The organism is Ancylothrix sp. D3o, from assembly GCF_025370775.1.
In the GTDB taxonomy this organism is placed as follows: domain Bacteria; phylum Cyanobacteriota; class Cyanobacteriia; order Cyanobacteriales; family Oscillatoriaceae; genus Ancylothrix.
Map to the genome: position 1 here is coordinate 59,655 of NZ_JAMXEX010000008.1, position 19,046 is coordinate 78,700.

At 44.6% G+C, this 19,046-nt stretch carries 15 protein-coding genes and 1 pseudogene; all 16 read left to right on the top strand.

Features of this window, described 5'->3' with window-relative positions:
- Nucleotides 1-25 precede the first annotated feature (25 nt).
- The 16 genes and pseudogenes from NG798_RS28015 to NG798_RS15250 all read left to right on the top strand — a co-directional run bounded on the left by NG798_RS28015 (nucleotide 26) and on the right by NG798_RS15250 (nucleotide 18,998).
- Nucleotides 26-280 carry a 2Fe-2S iron-sulfur cluster-binding protein gene (locus NG798_RS28015; RefSeq protein ID WP_375338971.1) on the top strand — a complete coding sequence of 85 codons (255 nt, stop codon included), beginning with the start codon at nucleotides 26-28 and terminating at the stop codon, nucleotides 278-280.
- Nucleotides 281-337: 57 nt separating this feature from the next.
- Complete coding sequence (locus tag NG798_RS15180; RefSeq protein ID WP_261224518.1) at nucleotides 338-1,669, top strand: CmpA/NrtA family ABC transporter substrate-binding protein; 1,332 nt, start codon at nucleotides 338-340, stop codon at nucleotides 1,667-1,669.
- A 93-nt stretch (nucleotides 1,670-1,762) separates the two neighbouring features.
- A complete protein-coding gene (gene ntrB / locus NG798_RS15185; protein WP_261224519.1) occupies nucleotides 1,763-2,602 on the top strand; it encodes a nitrate ABC transporter permease in 840 nt (279 codons plus the stop codon).
- Between the two features lie 99 nt (nucleotides 2,603-2,701).
- The gene (locus NG798_RS15190; protein ID WP_261224520.1) at nucleotides 2,702-4,738 is read left to right on the top strand and encodes a nitrate ABC transporter ATP-binding protein; all 2,037 of its coding nucleotides are present in this window, start codon (nucleotides 2,702-2,704) and stop codon (nucleotides 4,736-4,738) included.
- Nucleotides 4,739-4,832: 94 nt separating this feature from the next.
- A pseudogene (locus tag NG798_RS28020) lies at nucleotides 4,833-5,678 on the top strand (nitrate ABC transporter ATP-binding protein); the annotation flags it as partial.
- A gap of 1,296 nt (nucleotides 5,679-6,974) precedes the next feature.
- Nucleotides 6,975-8,498: a NarK family nitrate/nitrite MFS transporter gene (locus NG798_RS15200; protein WP_261224522.1), complete on the top strand. Its 1,524-nt coding sequence runs from the start codon at nucleotides 6,975-6,977 to the stop codon at nucleotides 8,496-8,498.
- A gap of 95 nt (nucleotides 8,499-8,593) precedes the next feature.
- Complete coding sequence (locus NG798_RS15205; RefSeq protein WP_261224523.1) at nucleotides 8,594-10,780, top strand: molybdopterin oxidoreductase family protein; 2,187 nt, start codon at nucleotides 8,594-8,596, stop codon at nucleotides 10,778-10,780.
- A gap of 98 nt (nucleotides 10,781-10,878) precedes the next feature.
- Complete coding sequence (locus NG798_RS15210) at nucleotides 10,879-11,334, top strand: nitrate reductase associated protein (protein ID WP_261224524.1); 456 nt, start codon at nucleotides 10,879-10,881, stop codon at nucleotides 11,332-11,334.
- Nucleotides 11,335-11,374: 40 nt separating this feature from the next.
- Nucleotides 11,375-12,022: a YqiA/YcfP family alpha/beta fold hydrolase gene (locus tag NG798_RS15215; RefSeq protein ID WP_261224525.1), complete on the top strand. Its 648-nt coding sequence runs from the start codon at nucleotides 11,375-11,377 to the stop codon at nucleotides 12,020-12,022.
- A 192-nt stretch (nucleotides 12,023-12,214) separates the two neighbouring features.
- A complete protein-coding gene (locus NG798_RS15220; RefSeq protein ID WP_261224526.1) occupies nucleotides 12,215-12,514 on the top strand; it encodes a PEP-CTERM sorting domain-containing protein in 300 nt (99 codons plus the stop codon).
- A 10-nt stretch (nucleotides 12,515-12,524) separates the two neighbouring features.
- Nucleotides 12,525-13,478 (top strand): N-acetylglucosamine kinase, encoded by a 954-nt coding sequence (locus tag NG798_RS15225; RefSeq protein WP_261224527.1) that lies wholly within the window; start codon nucleotides 12,525-12,527, stop codon nucleotides 13,476-13,478.
- A gap of 379 nt (nucleotides 13,479-13,857) precedes the next feature.
- The gene (locus NG798_RS15230; protein WP_261224528.1) at nucleotides 13,858-14,007 is read left to right on the top strand and encodes a hypothetical protein; all 150 of its coding nucleotides are present in this window, start codon (nucleotides 13,858-13,860) and stop codon (nucleotides 14,005-14,007) included.
- A 489-nt stretch (nucleotides 14,008-14,496) separates the two neighbouring features.
- On the top strand, nucleotides 14,497-15,669 hold the full coding sequence (locus NG798_RS15235; protein WP_261224529.1) for a patatin-like phospholipase family protein: 1,173 nt from the start codon (nucleotides 14,497-14,499) through the stop codon (nucleotides 15,667-15,669).
- 469 nt (nucleotides 15,670-16,138) lie between these two features.
- Nucleotides 16,139-16,780, top strand: a complete 642-nt coding sequence (hisB, locus tag NG798_RS15240) for an imidazoleglycerol-phosphate dehydratase HisB (RefSeq protein WP_261224530.1) — start codon at nucleotides 16,139-16,141, stop codon at nucleotides 16,778-16,780.
- Nucleotides 16,781-16,801: 21 nt separating this feature from the next.
- Entirely contained in the window at nucleotides 16,802-17,923 is a 1,122-nt protein-coding gene (locus tag NG798_RS15245) for a histidinol-phosphate transaminase (protein WP_261224531.1), read from the top strand.
- A gap of 181 nt (nucleotides 17,924-18,104) precedes the next feature.
- Nucleotides 18,105-18,998: a C39 family peptidase gene (locus tag NG798_RS15250; RefSeq protein ID WP_261224532.1), complete on the top strand. Its 894-nt coding sequence runs from the start codon at nucleotides 18,105-18,107 to the stop codon at nucleotides 18,996-18,998.
- The last annotated feature ends 48 nt before the right edge of the window (nucleotides 18,999-19,046 follow it).

A 19,046-nucleotide genomic window follows, 5' to 3' on the forward strand; every position in this document is an offset into this window, starting at 1 on the left:
TGAAATTAAAGCAAAACCTGCTACCATTGTTTTAGCAAAATCAGGTAAAGAAATTGCAGGAAATAGTGGAGAATCTATCTTAGAGCTTGTTGAGCGGGCCGGTGTTGAACTCCCCAGCAGTTGTCGCGGTGGAAATTGCGGAACTTGCAAACAACAATTGCTCGAAGGCAATGTCGAATATGACTCAGAATTACCGGCCCTTTCGGTCAGCGAACGTCAACAAGGAATTATCCTTGCTTGCAGCGCTCGTCCCGTTGGAAAAGTTGTCATTGATGCCTAAAAAAAGGCGCTAAAATACCCCAAAAAACCGCACAAACCTCAAGGAAAAACACAAAAAATGAGTAAACTGTCTCGTCGTAAATTTTTGTTTACCGCAGCGGCTGCCACCACCGGCACACTGTTAGCACATGGTTGTAGCACCGGCCCCACCAATAGTGCAAAAACAGCGTCTAGTCCGGCAGCAACAACACCGGCAGCAAACATAAATCCGGCAGATGCACCAGAAGTTAATACAGCTAAACTCGGATTTATTGCCCTCACTGATTCTGCACCTTTAATTGTTGCTCAAGAAAAAGGTTTGTTTGCCAAATATGGCATGACCGATGTCAAAGTAGAGAAACAAGCATCTTGGCCGGTGACACGGGATAATTTAGAAATTGGTTCCGGTGGCGGCGGCATTGATGGGGCGCATATTTTGACCCCGATGCCCTATTTAATGACCCTCGGACAAACCAAAACAAAACAGCCGGTGCCGATGTATATTTTGGCGCGGTTGAATACCAACGGACAAGCAATTTCTTTGGGTAATACCTACAAAGAGTTGAAAGTTGGACTAGACAGCACACCTCTCAAAGAAGCATTCGCAAAAGCCAAAGCCGAAGGCAAAGAATTGAAAGCTGCAATTACCTTGCCGGGGGGTACCCATGATATGTGGATGCGTTATTGGTTGGCAGCCGGTGGTATTATTCCCGATGAAGATTTATCAGTAATTCCTGTTCCGCCGCCGCAAATGGTAGCAAACATGAAAACCGGCAACATGGAAGCATTTTGTGTAGGCGAACCTTGGAACGCACAATTAGTGAATCAAGGGGCCGGTTATACAGCCTTTGTAACCGGTGAATTGTGGAAAGATCACCCCGAAAAAGCCTTTGCCATGCGATCAGATTGGGTAGACAAAAACCCCAAAGCCGCCAAAGCTTTAACAATGGCAGTTCAAGAGGCACAACAATGGTGTGATAAGCCAGAAAACAAAGAAGAAATGTGCCAAATTATCTCGCAATCAAAATGGTTTAAAGTGCCGGCAAAAGACATCATAGAACGTTCCAAAGGAAACATCGATTATGGCGATGGCCGCACTCAACAAAATTCACCATTATTGATGAAATTCTGGGCAGATAACGCTTCTTATCCCTACAAGAGTCACGATCTCTGGTTCCTCACAGAAAACATCCGCTGGGGTTATATTCCCGCCGATACCAACACAAAAGAATTGGTCGATAAAGTTAACCGGGAGGACATTTGGAAAGAAGCAGCTAAAACCATTGGTGTCGCTGCTGCTCAAATTCCCACCTCTTCCTCACGCGGCGTAGAAACATTCTTTGACGGCGTAAAATTTGACCCAGAAAAACCCGAAGAATACCTCACAAACCTCAAAATCAAAAAAGTTTAATTGTCATTTGTCCTTGGTCATTTGTCAATAGTCAAATAACCAAGGACAAAGAACACTCCTACAAACAACACTCCTACACTCCTACAAATCACCATGACAGCTATCAACCGCAAAACAAACAAAACAATCTGGCCGGCGCCCATTGCCAAAATCATCAAAAAATACGGCAATCAACTGATCCGCCCATTGGCCGCTCTTTTCGTGATACTGGTTATTTGGGAATTGCTTTGTCCCCCCGGTTCCAAAGGATTACCCGGCCCTCTCCAAGTGATTCAAGATACTTGGGACCCCTATATTATTAACCCATTATTTGATAACGGCGGAACTGATAAAGGCTTAGCCTTACAAATTTCCGCATCCCTACAACGGGTCGCCATTGGATTTTCACTTTCAGCCATAGTTGGCATTGCATTAGGAATTGCAGTCGGCATTAATAAAGTAGTGTACGAATCCGTAGACCCAATTTTCCAAGTATTGCGTACCATTCCCCCCCTAGCTTGGCTGCCGATTTCTCTTGCAGCCTTTCAACAAAGCAATCCCTCAGCAATTTTCGTAATTTTCATTACTTCAATTTGGCCGATTATTATTAACACAACAGTAGGCGTACAAAACCTGCCAAAAGATTATCAAAACGTCGCCAAAGTTCTGCAATTATCCGGCCCTGAATACTTCACAAACATCGTCTTTCCGGCCACCGTTCCTTACATTTTCACCGGCCTGAGAATTGGCATCGGTTTATCTTGGCTGGCAATTGTTGCAGCCGAAATGTTAGTGGGTGGAGTTGGTATCGGGTTCTTTATCTGGGATGCTTACAACAACTCACTCATTAGTCAAATTATTATCGCCTTGGTTTATGTTGGTGTAGTTGGTTTATTACTTGACCGCTTCGTAGCCTTCATCGCTTCAATAGTCGTACCCCAAGAACAAAAGTAATAAATGTCATTTGTCCGGGGTCATTTGTCTTGAAGAACGGCAAATTACCCCCCATTCCATACCAATGACAAAGAACAAAAAACAAAGGATAAAGGATAAATGAGTACATTTTTAGAAGTAGACCACATCGATAAAGTTTTTCCTCTTCAGAATGGCAATACCTATGTTGCCCTGAAAAACATTGAACTAAAAATTAAACAAGGCGAATTTATTTCCTTAATTGGACACTCTGGCTGTGGAAAATCGACACTCTTAAATATGGTGGCCGGTTTAGATATGCCAACAAAAGGCGGCGTGATTTTAGAAGGCCGCTGCATCAAAGGGCCGGGCCCAGATCGAATGGTAGTATTTCAAAATTACTCCCTATTGCCTTGGTTGACAGTCCGAGAAAATATTTCCTTAGCAGTGAATCGCGTTTTAAAAGACTTACCCAAAGGTGAACGCAGAGGAATTATTGAGCATCATATTGATATGGTGGGATTGCGTCACGCCGCCGATAAACGCCCAGGGGAATTATCCGGGGGGATGAAACAACGGGTAGCAATTGCACGGGCATTGTCCATTCGTCCGAAAGTATTATTATTAGATGAACCCTTTGGCGCATTAGATGCTTTAACACGGGGAGGTTTGCAAGAAAAATTAATGCAAATCTGCGAAGAAAGTCATGTAACAGCAATTATGGTGACGCATGATGTCGATGAAGCGCTGTTGTTATCAGACAGAATTGTGATGTTAACCAATGGCCCGGAATCGCACATCGGGCAAATTTTAGAAGTGAATATTCCTAGACCCCGGCACCGGTTAGAAGTAGTAAATCATCCCAGTTATTATGCCCTGCGAAATGAGATGATTTATTTTCTTAACCAGCAAAAACGGGATAAACGCCGCAAAGCCAAACAAAAAACCGTATCGGCACCGGCCATTATTTCTGCCAACGGCTTAGAAAAAGTTAATCTCGAATTAGGGTTTATTCCCCTCACAGACTGTGCGCCGTTAGTAGTAGCAAAAGAAAAAGGATTCTTCAAAAAACATGGCCTCGAAGAAGTAAATCTTTGCCGAGAACCAAGCTGGAAAGCCATTTCCGAAGGAGTCGCAACCGGCCGGTTAGATGGGGCTCAAATGGTAGCGGGGATGCCGTTATCAATGACCTTGGGATTAGGAATGGAAAAGCCGTCGCCGGTGGTTACAGCAATGGTTTTAAGTCGCAACGGCAATGCCATTACCCTCAGCAAATCTTTATTTGAAAAAGGCGTTCGCAATTTAAGCGACCTGAAAAAATATATCAATCAATCCCCAGAAAAGCGTCACACTTTCGGGATGGTACACCCCGCCTCAATGCACAATTTGATGCTGCGCTATTGGTTAGCATCAGGGGGAATTGATCCTGATATTGATGTAAATTTAACAGTGATTCCACCGGCCCAAATGGTGGCAAATTTAAAAGCAGGTAATATTGATGGTTATTGTGTCGGAGAACCTTGGAACTCTCGCGCTGTGCATGAAGATTTAGGCTTTGTAATTGCCACCGACCTTGATATCTGGCCCGGACACCCCGAAAAAGTTCTTGGTGTGCGCGAAGAATGGGTCAATCAATACCCAGAAACTCATATTGCTTTAGTTAAAGCACTTTTGGAAGCCTGCGAATATTGCGACGATGTGCGCCACCGCGAAGAAATTGTCAATTTGCTATGCAAACCTGAGTATGTCGGATCAGACCGAATTTACACCCGACCTGGTTTTGCCGCACCTTATGACTATGGCACCGGCGAAAGTCCCCAAATCTTACAACGCTTTAACCAATTCCATTTTGAACAAACCAACTGCCCCGGACGAGTTGAGGGATTATGGATATTAACCCAACTAGCCCGCTGGGGTGTAACACCATTCCCGAAAAACTGGTTAGAAATCCTTGAACGAGTCCGGCGCGTAGACTTGTATGGCGAAGCAGCGCGGCAATTAGGATGGCCGGATAATGAACCAGATCGCCAGTGTTTCGAGTTATTCGATCACATGGTGTTTAATCCAGATGATCCTATAGGCTACTTACAACGCCTCAGCATACACCGCGACATCCGCATCGAAGAAATCATCATTGACGATGTTGCAGGTGAAGTGAAGCAAAAGTCAGCCGCCTAAGTTTTTTGCGATTCTTGGGTGGTCAGTGACCACTCTCTCAGAAAAGACATTTTCATAGCCAATTATCCACTCATCCCCACTCACACCCAGACCTATGCAAACAAAACCCACACTCGTAACCAACCCCACCGGCCTACAGCAAGAACCCGCTGTAAACAAAGAATCTTTCCTCGTCATTAACAACGTTTCCAAAGTGTACCCCACCCCCAAAGGGCCCTACACCGTACTGGAAGATGTCAACTTCACCGCCAAGGAGGGAGAATTTATTTGTGTGATTGGTCACTCTGGGTGTGGCAAATCAACCTTGCTGAATATGGTGTCTGGTTTCAATACCCCCACCACCGGCGAAGTTACCCTCGAAGGCAAACTGATCACTAAACCCGGCCCAGATCGGATGATGGTTTTCCAAAACTATGCCCTTTTGCCTTGGAAAACCGTTTATGAAAATGTCTATCTGGCAGTAAAAACCGCTTTTCCCCAAAAATCTAAAGAAGAAAAAGACAGCATCACCCGCGAACATCTGGAAATGGTGGGCCTCACAGAAGCCGCTAATAAACGCCCCACCCAAATTTCCGGGGGGATGAAACAACGAGTCGCCATTGCTAGGGCTCTTTCCATTCGTCCGAAAATGTTGATTTTAGATGAACCCTTCGGCGCTTTGGATGCGATCACCAAAGAAGAATTGCAAGAAGAATTACTGCAAATTTGGCGCGAGTACCGCGTTACGGTCTTAATGATCACCCATGATATTGATGAAGCGCTGTTTTTAGCCGACCGGCTGGTGATGATGACCAATGGCCCCCATGCGAAAATCGGCGAAGTGTTGGAAATTCCTTTTGCCCGTCCGCGTGTTCGTTCGCAAGTGATGGAAGATCCCCGGTATTATGAATTGCGGAACTATGCTTTAGATTTCCTCTTCCGCCGGTTTGCCCACGATGAAGTGCCCGAAGAAGAGACTAAGCCTGTTAAAGCAGCGGTGCCTTCTGTTGTGCCTTCCGGGGTGCCTTCTACTGTGCCGGTGGTGCACACCAATACTACTCCTACGCCAAAACCTATGTCCACTCAAGAAAAACACGCGGGCCACAGGGATGCCATGATCGTCACGGCTGCAACGGCTGCTCTTTTTGCTTTGGGCGGTGCGTTTCATGGTTTGTCTCAGTTAACCGGCGCTCAGAAAATGGCCTCCACACCGGCTGTCGCCGAAACTGTGGCCACACCTAGCCCAACACCGGCAGCGGTTTCTAGCCCAACACCGGCAGCCATTTCTAGCCCAACACCGGCAGAAACCACCCCTGCGGCAGCCACATCGACGCTGACATCGGCAGAAACCACCCCTGCGGGACAAGAGCAAAAAGCCGAAAAAATTACCGATCCTGCAAAACTGAGCGAATTAAAACAAAAACTCTTTGACAGCATTGATAAAACCTGGCAAACCAGCCCCACTTTTGCCGAAAACTTGGTTTATCGCGTCAAAGTGATGGAAGATGGCACCCTTGGCGCATTTGAAGGAACTTCCCAAACTGCCAAAGATTTTGTCAAAGAAACACCTCTCCAAAGTTTGGTCAAGTCTGGCGCAAATCTTGAAAAAGGGCCGGTGGCTGAGTTTCAAGTTGTTTTCTCTCCCGCTGGAACCCTAGAAGTCAAATAAAAAAACCGGCACCTCCTAACCCCCTTCCCTATAAGAGAAGGGGTAATTTTTCTCTCAAAGTTCTGCTCGCTTGAGGAAAGGCGGGCTAGGCAAAGAGGTTAAATTGCTCTATAAAATCATGTAAAAATGACATTCCCAAAATGCAATAGGCTCATTTTTCTAAAAATTTTGTAAAAACTTATACCAATTGCCGGTCTTAATCAAACTACCTTTAAACCACAAGCAAAAATAAACCTCATTTGAGGTCATCAATGAACACAGACAAAACCTAACGGCAAAACACAACGCCAAAACAATTGGCTGCCGACGATGAAAAATATTTAAATGTAGGGACGATTTTATCAACAAATAAAGACATTTCATGCCCAACTTTAAAACCATCGCCAAAACCAACCCTACAGGCAAACTCCACTGCAAAAAGTCTCAGACAAACAAAATCAAAGACGGGGAAATCTAAACAGAAATTTTAGAGAAAATGAAAGTTCCAGCTTTTTGAATTGAAGCCGTTATCAAAGAAAAAATAACCTTTAAAAGCTAAAACTTTTCTTCCCCGCCCCACTACAAATCTTAGTTTTGGAAACAGCTTCAATGTTAAAAGGCTTACTTTCATTTCAAGGCCGATATCGCATCCTACACCTAACTTGGTTTGCGTTTTTCCTCACCTTTGTCGATTGGTTTAACTTCTCTCCCTTTGCCTCCACCATCGGCAAAGAACTAAACCTCAGCGATCCGCAAATCAAAACCCTCTTAATTTGCAACCTCGCCCTCACCATTCCCGCCCGCATTATTATCGGGATGCTGCTCGATAAATTTGGCCCCAAAATCACCTTTTCTGCACTGCTGATTTTTTCAATTGTTCCTTGTTTTGCCACCGCTGTTTCCCAAAACTTTGGCCAATTAGTCATTGCTCGTTTACTAATGGGAATTGTCGGGGCCGGTTTTGTTGTTGGCATTCGGATGGTGTCTGAATGGTTCCCCCCCAAAGAAATCGGAATTGCCGAAGGAATTTATGGAGGCTGGGGCAATTTTGGAGCCTTTGGGGCCGAATTTGCTCTCCCTATGCTTGCCCTTGCTACCGCATTTATTGGCGGTGGGCAAACAAATTGGCGCTTAACCATTGCCCTCACCGGCATCATTTCCGCTGTTTATGGCTTAATATATTTCCGCAACGCCCTCGATACACCAGAAGGCAAAACTTACCGCCGGCCAAAACGCAGCGGCGGAATGGAAGTAACCAGCCCCAAAAGCTTTTATGCAATGATTTTAAGCAATTTTGGCTTAATCTTTGCCCTGGGTTTATTAACGTGGCGTTTAGCTCAACCAAACATCGGTTTTATTAATACCGAGCAAATGTTTGTGGTTTGGTTGCTGTTAGGAGGGCTGTTTGGTTTCCAAACCTTCAAAGCTTGGCAAATTAACAAAGAAATGCTCGAAGGCAGAAAAACTTACACCCCTGCTGAGCGCTTTCAATTTCGCCAAGTCGGACTGCTGGAATTGTGCTATGTTGTCAGTTTTGGCAGCGAATTAGCAGCAGTATCTATGCTCCCCGGTTTCTTTGAAAACACCTTTAATCTTGATCATGTAACCGCAGCTACCATTGCCGCTACTTATCCGTTTATGAACTTAATTTCTCGCCCAAGTGGGGGATTAATTTCTGATAAACTCGGCAGCCGCAAATGGACAATGACACTGCTTTGTGTCGGCATTGGCGCCGGTTATCTCCTAGCATTTAGTATTAACTCTTCCTGGTCAATTCCTGCCGCGATTGCTGCTACCATGTTCTCGGCTTATTTTGCTCAGGCCGGCTGTGGTGCCACCTACGGTATTGTCCCCTTGATTAAAAAAGAAATCACAGGCCAAATTTCAGGAAATGTTGGCGCCTATGGCAACTTTGGCGGCGTGGTTTATCTAACCTTGTTTAGCTTAACCAATGCTGCTACTTTGTTTCAAACAATGGCCGTCTGCGCTCTGATTTGCGCCGCTTTGTGTGCGTTTTTCCTCAAAGAACCTCAAGGCTCTTTTGCAGCCCATTTTGATGAAGAAATCGTGGGGCCGGTGGCAAATTTCGAGATTTCGCCTCAGATGGGCGAAAATAACCCCATCGTCAAGTAATTTTAATCAAGAAGTCTTGAAATTAAAATTAATCCAATGTTTTAATTTCAAGGTTTTATAATTTATGATTTTATTAAAGCAGTATCCTTCAAACTATGACTGACTCAACGAAAACTCTCTGTCCTTACTGTGGTGTTGGCTGTGGCTTGGAAGTGTCGCCGCCGGCTGAATTAGGCAAGCCGACGAATCGAGATGCTAAAGGCAATCCCATCTGGAAAGTTCGGGGTGATCGTTCTCACCCTTCGAGTCAAGGCATGGTTTGCGTCAAGGGTGCAACTATTGCTGAGGCTATTGATAAAAGCCGGTTATTATACCCGATGATGCGAAATTCTCTTGATGAAGAATTCCGTCGGGTAACTTGGGAAGAAGCCTTAAATGCCATTGTTAACCGCATTCAAACTGTCCGCTTGACTTCTGGCCCTGATGCAATTTGTATGTATGGTTCTGGGCAATTTCAAACCGAAGATTATTATGTTGCCCAAAAGTTAATCAAAGGCTGTCTGGGCACAAATAATTTTGATGCCAATTCTCGTTTATGTATGTCAAGTGCAGTGGCCGGTTATATTCAAAGTTTTGGCTCGGATGGCCCGCCTTGTTGTTATGATGATTTGGAATTAACCGATTGTGCGTTCTTAATTGGCACGAATACGGCAGAATGTCACCCGATTATTTATAACCGGCTCCGCAAACATCATAAAAAGAATAAAAATGTCAAAATGATTGTGGTTGATCCGCGTCGCACGACCACAGCAGAAGATGCGGATCTGCATTTAGCTATTCGTCCGGGCACAGACATTGATTTACTCAACGGCATTGCTTTTCTTTTGATGCGTTGGGGAATGTTTGATTCGGCTTTTATTGATGAATGTACCGCCAATTTCCCGGCTTTTGCTGAGGTAATTCGTCATTATCCGCCGGAATTGGTGGCTCGCAAATGTGGCATCCGTATGGATGATTTGGAACTGGCTGCCCGTTATTGGGGCGAGTCGAAGCGGGTTTTATCAATGTGGTCGATGGGTGTTAATCAGTCGAGCGAAGGGACGGCAAAAGTTCGCAATATTATTAATTTACACCTGATGACCGGCCAAATAGGTAAACCCGGTAGCGGCCCGTTTTCTTTAACCGGCCAACCAAATGCAATGGGTGGTAGAGAAGCCGGTGGTTTAGCCAATCTTTTACCCGGATATCGTTTAGTAAAAAATCCCGAACATCGCGCCGAAGTTGAGCAATTTTGGGGTTTAAAAGCCGGTCAAATTTCCCCAGAAATTGGCTTAACTGTTTGGGAAATGATCCAAGGTTTAGAAACAGGGAATGTGGGTTTCTTGTGGATTGCAGCCACAAATCCCGCCGTCAGTATGCCCGATTTAGAACGCACAAAAGCCGCCTTAAAAAAATCTCCGTTTACTGTTTATCAAGATGCTTATTATCCCACCGAAACCGCAGCTTATGCTCATGTTTTATTACCGGCTGCTCAGTGGGGTGAAAAAACCGGCATTATGACGAATTCTGAACGCCGCGTTACTTTATGTTCTGCATTTCGGGAGCCGGTGGGGCAAGCTCGTCCAGATTGGGCAATTTTTGCAGAAGTTGGTCGCCGGCTTGGTTTTGCCGATAAGTTTACCTTTACCACTTCCGCTGAAGTTTATGCCGAATTTGTGGGCTTGACAAAAGGCAGACCTTGTGATATGGCTGGCTTGTCTCACGAATTGCTCAAACAAGAAGGCGCGCAGCATTGGCCTTTTCCGGCAGGAATTCGGCGGAAAGACTCGGCGCGACTTTACACAGATTTTCACTTTCATACACCGGATGGACGGGCCAGGTTTGGGGCGTATCATTCGCGGGGTTTAGCGGAACCGCCCGATCCTGAGTATCCGTTGGTGTTGACAGTGGGCCGGCTTTACGGCCATTGGCACACGCAAACCCGCACCGGCAGAATTGAAAAAATTTGCCAAATGCACCCACAACCGTTTTTAGAAATTCACCCGCGTGATGCTCAAAAATTGGCCATTCAGGAGGATGATTGGGTGGCAGTACGTTCGCGGCGCGGTTGGGCGAAATTTCAGGCAAAAGTGACCTCAGCAATTTCGCCTGGGACGGTGTTTGTCCCTATGCACTGGGGGGCGTTGTGGGCTGAAAATGCCGAAGCAAATGCTCTGACTCATCCAGAGGCGTGTCCCGACTCGAAACAGCCTGAGTTAAAAGCTTGTGCGGTACGGGTGGTGCGTGTTGGGGCAGAAGTGATGGAAACTGTAGAGCAAGCAGTATTTTCTTCGATTAGCTAAACATTTTTGGAGGGGCGGGTTCTCCGAAATACTGGTTAAGAAAAACTGCTTCTTAAGCCCCGTCCCCCCTCTTACAAATGACAAATGACCAATAACAAATGACAAACTTTTTTGCCTTTGAAGCTGATTTTGTGGATTCTTTGCGCTGCATTCCGATGGGAGTGCGGTTAAAGTTAGATAGTTGTGGCATAAAGTTAAAATTGCCGCAGTGGAATAAGTTTAGTGAAGCAGACCGGCAGGCGTTGGTAGAGATGCCTTGTCTGTCGGATGAAGATGTAGAAAATTATCGCCGGTTTTTGCATAATTTGGTTTTGGAAAGAACGGCAACAGTGGCAAGTGAGTTGCCTATTGATGAAAATCCGGCTTGGTTAAATGAAGAAGAGGTGCCGGTTTCTGTTGTAGAAAAAGCGGCAGAGTTTGGGTTAAATTTGACCTTGGAAAAATGGCAAAAGTTGAGTGCTTTACAACGCTTTGCTTTGATTAAGTTGAGCCGTTCTGGTCACGAAAATAATAATTTTTTACCGGCACTTAAAGAGTTTGGTTTGGTGGTTTAAAATTGTGTTGGGGTTATTGTTGGTAAATGATTCTTGACAAATGACGCATTATATATATCTACACGGCTTCGCCTCTAGTCCCTTGTCAGCAAAAGCAGTTGATATTAAACAACGTTTTGCTAAGCGGGGGATTGATTTAAAGGTTCCTGATCTCAATCAAAATGATTTTTCTGGGTTAACTTTAAGCCGGCAACTTCAACAAGTGGCGGCAGAATTTTCATCCCCACCCCTACCTACTGTTATTATTGGTTCAAGTTTTGGCGGTTTAACGGCGGCTTGGCTGGCGGAAAAATACCCCCAAGTTGAACGTATTATTTTATTGGCACCGGCTTTTGGGTTTTTGAATCATTGGAGGGCGAAACTTGGTAAAGAAAAATTAGAAGAATGGGAAAGGGAAGGTGTTTTGCCGGTTTATCATTATGGCAAAAAGCAAATGTTGCCGTTGAAATATGAATTCTTCAAAGATTGCGCGGGGTATGCGGAGGGCGGCTTAGGGCGAAAAGTGCCTACTTTAATTTTGCATGGAATTGATGATGATGTGATTCCAATTCAATCCAGCCGCGACTATGCAAAATCCCGTAATTGGGTGGAAGTGGTGGAATTAAAGAGTGATCATCCGCTTGGGGATGTAGTACCCCAAATTTGGCAGGAAATAGGCCGGTTTTGTGAATTAGAGGCGGAAAGTTAAGCGATATCTGGGGGTGAGGCGAAGTGGGAGCAAAAATTTTTTACTTTCGTAAAGAAAAATGTAATTTTCGTCACATAACACCCCCTAAAAAAGACAGGCAGCAGGTGAGACGGTTTAGCGTAGAATTTACAAAATCATGCAATTATGCAATTATCACCGTAGATCAGATCGCTTTGGTCTTCCAAAATCTCAATGTTAAAAACAAAGTTACTGCTGTTAATGTTTGCCGTAGGTGCCATCAATGTTTGTTTGCTGTCGGGGGTACCGTCGGCAATTGCCCAAAATGCCTCATCTTCGAGTGGCTGGACGCTTGATTGTAGCACCGGCACTTGCACTCGCACTTATATGGGGGCAAATTTTGCTACAACTTCGGCACACAAGTCTATTCCTGAACCAAGTTTAGTTTTGGGAATTATGACTGTGGGTGGAGTGATGTTGGCGTGCAAAAAAAAGCGCATATCATCACGAAGTGGCAACAAAAAGCTAAGTTGAGCAAGTTAAGATGGGCTATTTTTTGGGGATAGATGGTGGCGGCACAAAAACCGTGTGTGTTTTGATGGATCGCACGGCTAATGTTCTGGGACGTGGAGAGGCCGGTGCTTCTAATTATCAATCTGTTGGTTTAGAGAGGGCCGGTTTGTCTATTTATGATTCTATTTATCAAGCTTTAGCAAGTTTTAATGGGAATTTAAATGCAGTTGAAATTGATGGAATTTGTTTAGGTTTGGCGGGGGCTGGCCGGCCTGAAGATGTGGAAATTTTGCAATGTTTATTGAGAGATTTACAAGAAAAAAAAGAGTTGCCGGTTGTTTGGAATTTAAAGGAAAGTTCTACGATTATTTGTAATGATTGTGAGATTGCTTTGACGGGGGGTGTGGGTGAGCCGGTGGGGGTTGTGGCGATTGCGGGGACTGGTGCTATTTGTTATGGACGTAATAGAAAAGGTGTTACACAAAGAGCGAGTGGATGGGGTTATATTTTGGGAGATGAGGGTGGTGGTTATGATATTGCGCTTAGGGGTTTAAAGGCGGTGGTTCGCAGTTATGATGGACGGGAAAAACCGACAATTTTAATGGAGAAGTTAATAAAAAAGTTGGATTTAAAGAGTGTTGAAAGTTTAATTGAGGTGGTGTACCGGCGCGGTTGGGGTGTGAGGGAAATTGCCGGTTTGGCGGTGGTAGTGGGGGAAGCGGCGGCGGAAGGTGATGTGGTGGCGAATGAGATTATTAATGATGTGGTGGAGGAGTTAGTTTTGGCGGTTAAAGTGGTTGGTGAGAAGTTGTTTTTAGAGCCAGAAAGTTTTGATGTGGTGACGGTGGGGGGAGTGTGGCGAGGGATGGCTGATTTGCGGGAGAATTTTGTGGGAAAGTTGGCAGAAATTATGCCTAATGCGAGGGTAATTTGGGCGAAAAATGAGCCTGCTTTTGGGGCCGGTTTGTTGGCTATTCGGGGATAGTTGGGGCCGGTATGGGGGGTGGGCAATCACAGCAATTAGGATAATGGATAATCGCGGGCAAGATGCCCGCGCCACTGATGGCTGGGTAATCGCGGGCACCCTTCCGGTGCCAGGGATGCCTGTGCTACTCAAGGTAGTATATCTACTTAAAGAAACCGGGTTTCTTGCCTTTAGTTATATCACATAGGATTTATAGAGTATGTTTTTCGCGGCATTTGCGGCTGCCAGTAATACCAATTCAAAATTCAAAATTCAAAATTCATAGGAGGCACAGTCCGAAAAATAAGGAGGGATTTTAATTTGCTATGAGTAATAAGCCTAAAATTCCCGTAGATGCAGAGACACCCATCGCGGCATATTGCCAAACTTAAAGAACTTTGTGAGCGGATGGGATCGCCATATTGCCGATTTAGATGCCATCAATGAGCGTTTAGAGGAGCAATATCATGCACAGTGCGCCCTTGTGCTTTACACCGGCGCATGGCAGAACGAAAAGCTGCAAACCAAAACGCCTCGGTTTCAAAGATAGAAGTTTAATTTCTGTTTGATAAAAAGCAAGAAATTACAAAGTTACAAATTATAGAAATTTCTGGCCTGTTTATGCTTAATGAGCGGAGAAATGGGGCAAGTTTAAAATCTTATCAAAGCCAATTTTATTATGCCCCATTTTTTATTAAAGCCCCTAATACCAGTGGCTTAGTCAGTGTAGGTGCGTTCTTCGCGTCGTTCAGAAAAAAGAGAAATTTGGGGCGGTTGAAAATTCTTAAAATGGCATAGAGGGCAGGTTACAAAATTGTATTTTACATTTATTATTCTTCATAAAACTTCGTGATTCTTTACCTCAAAGAGAATACTTTTTCTTGACATTCTTCCTCAGAGGCGTGTTAAATTAGTTGCGTTCGTTACCTAGCTGATTTTGCAATATCCCATAACCCTTACTCAGCAAAAAGCTAGATCAGTAGCCACAGCTACCATTGAAAACATAAATCCCAGTATCTACAATTAGAGGACAACTATTATGGCAGAGCGAAAGTTTAGAATCTTAGCCCTTGATGGCGGCGGTATTCGGGGAGTTATTACTGCCAAAATCTTAGAAAGAGTGCAAGAAAAAATTGGAAAACCTTTAAATGAATATTTTGACTTAATTGCTGGTACCTCCACCGGCTCCATTTTAGCCGCAGGTCTGGTACTCGGTATCCCTCCAGAAGAACTAATTAAGATATATCGAGATCGAGGAAAAGAAATTTTTAGCTCCAGTTTTTTTAGACAAAAATTCAGTTACTGGCTGAATCAACCTAAATATTCCAACGACGGCCTTAAAAAAATTTTAAAAGACTACTTTGGCGAGATTTTGTTGGAAAATTTAAGAGAAGAGTCAAAGATATGGTCGAAGCAACATTTTCCTAATTCTAATCCCAATCCCAAGGCAAGATTACTCATCCTAGCCTATAGTACCAGTCAGCGATATACCAGTTTTTTTCTAAGCCCATTCGTAGATGAAAATCCTTGGTATAAAGGTGCGAAATTATGGGAAGTTTGCTTAGTTTCAGCCTCCGCTCCCACGTTTTTTCCTCCGTATAAATTTAACTTATCGCAAGATTTCTCAGCAAACTTTAGCACGGACGGCCCAGCAGAATATACCTTTGTCGATGGTGGAGTTGCAGCAAATAATCCATCTTTAGCAGCCTTAGTACATACACTAGACATTGAAAAAATAGATGGACAAAAGATAAAACTAGAAGATATTGCCTTGCTTTCAATCGGCACCGGAAGAACCACCGAACCCTTAGAATTTGAAAAAGTTAATAGTTGGGGCGCTTTAGGTTGGGCTTCACATATTCCCGATGTATTTATGGGTGGGCAGTTTCAAATTACAGCCGATCTTTGCGCTCAGTTAATTTGCTCTGTAAATCCCAATGGATATTTGCGACTTCAGTTTCCACTCAACAAGCAATATAAGTTGAAAGAAGGAGGAAAAACCGTTCGTTTGCCCAAAGATGAACAAGTTAATGCCTACACTAATGAATACTTAGATGAAGCAATGGATCGGGCTGATGTACCACATTTAGATAATTTAATTAAAACCGCTACTGCGTATTTAAATTATCCAAAGGAGGATTATTGTACGTTTGATGGCGTCAAGTGTTCAATAGATAAGTCAATTGAGAAATTTATTGAAGTCAACAGATAACTATGCAAGTCCAATTTGGCAGCATCTAACGTTGGTTGAATTTCTCCATTGTAACCTTCCTCTAATCTTAGAGAGAAGGTTAAAATTTTTTTAGGTACAGCAACAGGAAATATTAAATATTTATCAAATTTTTATACTAAATCCGATTTATATAGGGTTTTTTGTTCGTTTTGGCAGATGTTAAGCAGGCATCCTGGCTGCTTTACAAATGTTGAAAGTTGAAAGTTGAAGTAGAAGGATGCCGAAATAGATAGATTTTAAACCGCATTTATTATTAGCTAAATCTTCCCACTATTTTTGTAAAAATTATTCCATTTTTTTTGACGGTTCAATTATCTTAAGAAAGAAAGTTAAATGCCTTTGTCCTATAAAATTTAACAATTTGTTGAGATTTGACAAAAAACCAAAATTTATCAGAAAGCACCGCAAAGGCGATAATAGAAAAAGATGCCCTTACATAGCCGAAGCCATGCAGACACGCGACCGCAACATTCAAAACCTAACCACTCCAGAACAAACACCGGCCCGTACCGCCACAGTCAGCCGCACCACCGGCGAAACCGACGTCCAAGTATCCATCAACCTCGACGGCACCGGCACCTGTCACTCCCAAACCGGCATCCCCTTCCTCGACCACATGATCCATCAAATCGCCTCACATGGATTAATCGACATCGACGTGCGAGCCACCGGCGACACTCACATAGACGACCACCACACCAACGAAGACGTCGGCATCACCCTCGGCCAAGCCCTCACCAAAGCCCTTGGAGACCGCAAAGGCATCGTCCGTTTCGGGCATTTTGTCGCCCCCCTCGATGAAAGCCTCATCCAAGTTGCCCTCGACTTTTCTGGGCGCCCACACCTCAGCTACGGCTTACAAATTCCCACCCACCGCGTAGGTACTTACGATACTCAACTTGTGCGTGAGTTTTTTGTAGCCGTCGTTAACCACTCACAAATGACATTACACATACGCCAACTCGACGGCATCAACTCACATCATATCATCGAAGCCACCTTCAAAGCCTTTGCACGAGCAATGCGAATGGCCGTCGAAATTGACCCCCGCCGCGCCGGCACCATCCCCAGTTCCAAAGGCGTTTTGTAAATAAAAAATCAACAAAAAATCATGCTCTCTTTCATTCGTTCAGACTTAAATCAACTTCGCGCCTACACCCCCCACCCAGGAGGCAAAGATGGCGAGCCGGTAGCGGCAATAATTGACCGGCTTGATACCAACGAATGCCCCTACGACTTACCAGAAGAAATCAAACAAAAACTCGCCTTTAACTTTGAGCAAGCTATCGAATCAAACCGCTATCCCGACGGCGGACACGCCACCCTTAAACAAGCAATTTCCGAATATGTAAATGAGGCCGGTGCTAACACCAACTCAGCTAACATTTCCATAGGAAACGGTTCCGACGAATTAATTCGCTCAATCTTAATTGCCACCTGTGTCGGCGGTGAAGGCTCAATTTTAGTAGCCAATCCAACCTTTTCAATGTATGGAATTTTAGCGCAAACCTTGGGCGTGCCGGTTATTTCCGTTGGGCGAAATGAATCAAATTTTGAAATAGACTTGCAAGCCGCCCAGCAAGCAATAGAAACATCCCAAAACCTGCCGGTGCGAGTCGTCTTTGTTGTACATCCCAACTCCCCCACCGCCAACGCCTTAAGCGAAAATGAAATAAACTGGCTGAAAAACCTACCCCAAAATATCTTAGTCGTCATTGATGAAGCCTACTTTGAATTCAGCCAAATTAGCCTAGTTAAAGAACTTCCCCAACATCCAAACTGGATTATTTTACGGACATTTTCTAAAGCATTTCGCCTCGCAGCACACCGCATCGGCTATGCCATAGCAAACCCCGAAATAATCGGCATTTTAGAAAAAGTCCGCTTGCCCTATAATTTACCTAGTTTCACTCAAACCGCCGCCCAAATTTGCCTAGCAAATCGGCAGATTTTGTTATCCGTCATTCCCGAAATTATTAGCGAAAAAAACCGATTAATTCCGGAACTTTCGCAACTGCAAAAGCTGCAAATTTGGCCTAGTGATGCTAACTTTATTTACCTGCGAATCAAAGACGCAGAAGAGCAAGAAAAAAGCCTTACCAAACTAACCGCAGAACTGAAAAAACAAGGAACCCTCGTGCGGCACACCGGCGGCGGAATTCGTCTCACCGTTGGCACACCAGAAGAAAATACCCGCAGCCTCGAACATTTGCAAGCGGTTTTGCAAAATTGAGAAAAAGTCAAAATGCCAACCGGCGGGGGGGTTAGGGTAAAATAGGCATTTTGAGTGTCTCCCTCACCCCCAAATTTTGCTCCCCCATCAAAAAATCCTGATAGACAATCGGCACGAACAGAATAAAATGAGAGTGCTTGAATTTGCCTAAGTAATAACAATTTAATCCAGGTTTTCCCTTATGCCAAAGGTCATCAAAACCGTCCGAGAGACATTTTTTAAGCAGAAACCGCTTCAGTCAGCGGATCTTCCCGACACCGAAAAACTGATTGTAAACGCCGGCCAAGAATTTGAATTGCACTCCTATACCATCGTTCGCAATCATATTCGCTTTGCCCTTGCCAAAGATTCGCTCAAAGGTTTTAACACTTGGTATGCTTTTACCCAGCACGTTCAAATTACTGAGGTGAGCAATAAAACTGGGGGGGGCAATCCAACTGGGGGGGGCAATCCAACTACGGGGGGCAATCCAACTACGGGGGGCAATCCAACTGGGGGGGGCAATCAAACCGCCGTCGTTGAGCCAAAACCCAAACCCACCGTTATTCAGCCAAAACCCAGACCGGCGTCCGTCCGCTTACCAGTACCCTATAAATCGCAACTTGATAACTGGTATAACCCCACCGGCTCCTGTAATGTTACCTCGATAGCGATGTGTTTAGAATACCTGAAAACACCGCGCCGCAAGACTTCAGGACAATTTGAAGATGAGTTATATCAATATGCTATCAATAAAGGATATAGCCGATGGGAGGGGCCGGATTTAGCTAAGATTGTCAGAGATTATGGCCGCAGAGACAAATATACCAGAGCCGGCACTATTGAAGGCGTCAAAGATTGGCTGGCCGGTGGCAACCCTGCCGTTATACATGGTTACTTTACCTCTTTCGGACACATCATCGTCGTTGTTGGCTATGATGACGACGGCTTCATCGTCCACGATCCTTACGGTGAATGGTTCCCCGACGGCTACCGCACCGACCTCAGCGGAGCCTATTTGCACTATTCCTACCGCTTAATTCGCCGTACCTGCATCCCCGATGGCGAGTTCTGGGTACATTATATATCTCGGTAATTTGTCATTTGTCATTTTTCCTCCCCCCTTAAAAAGGGGGGTTAGGGG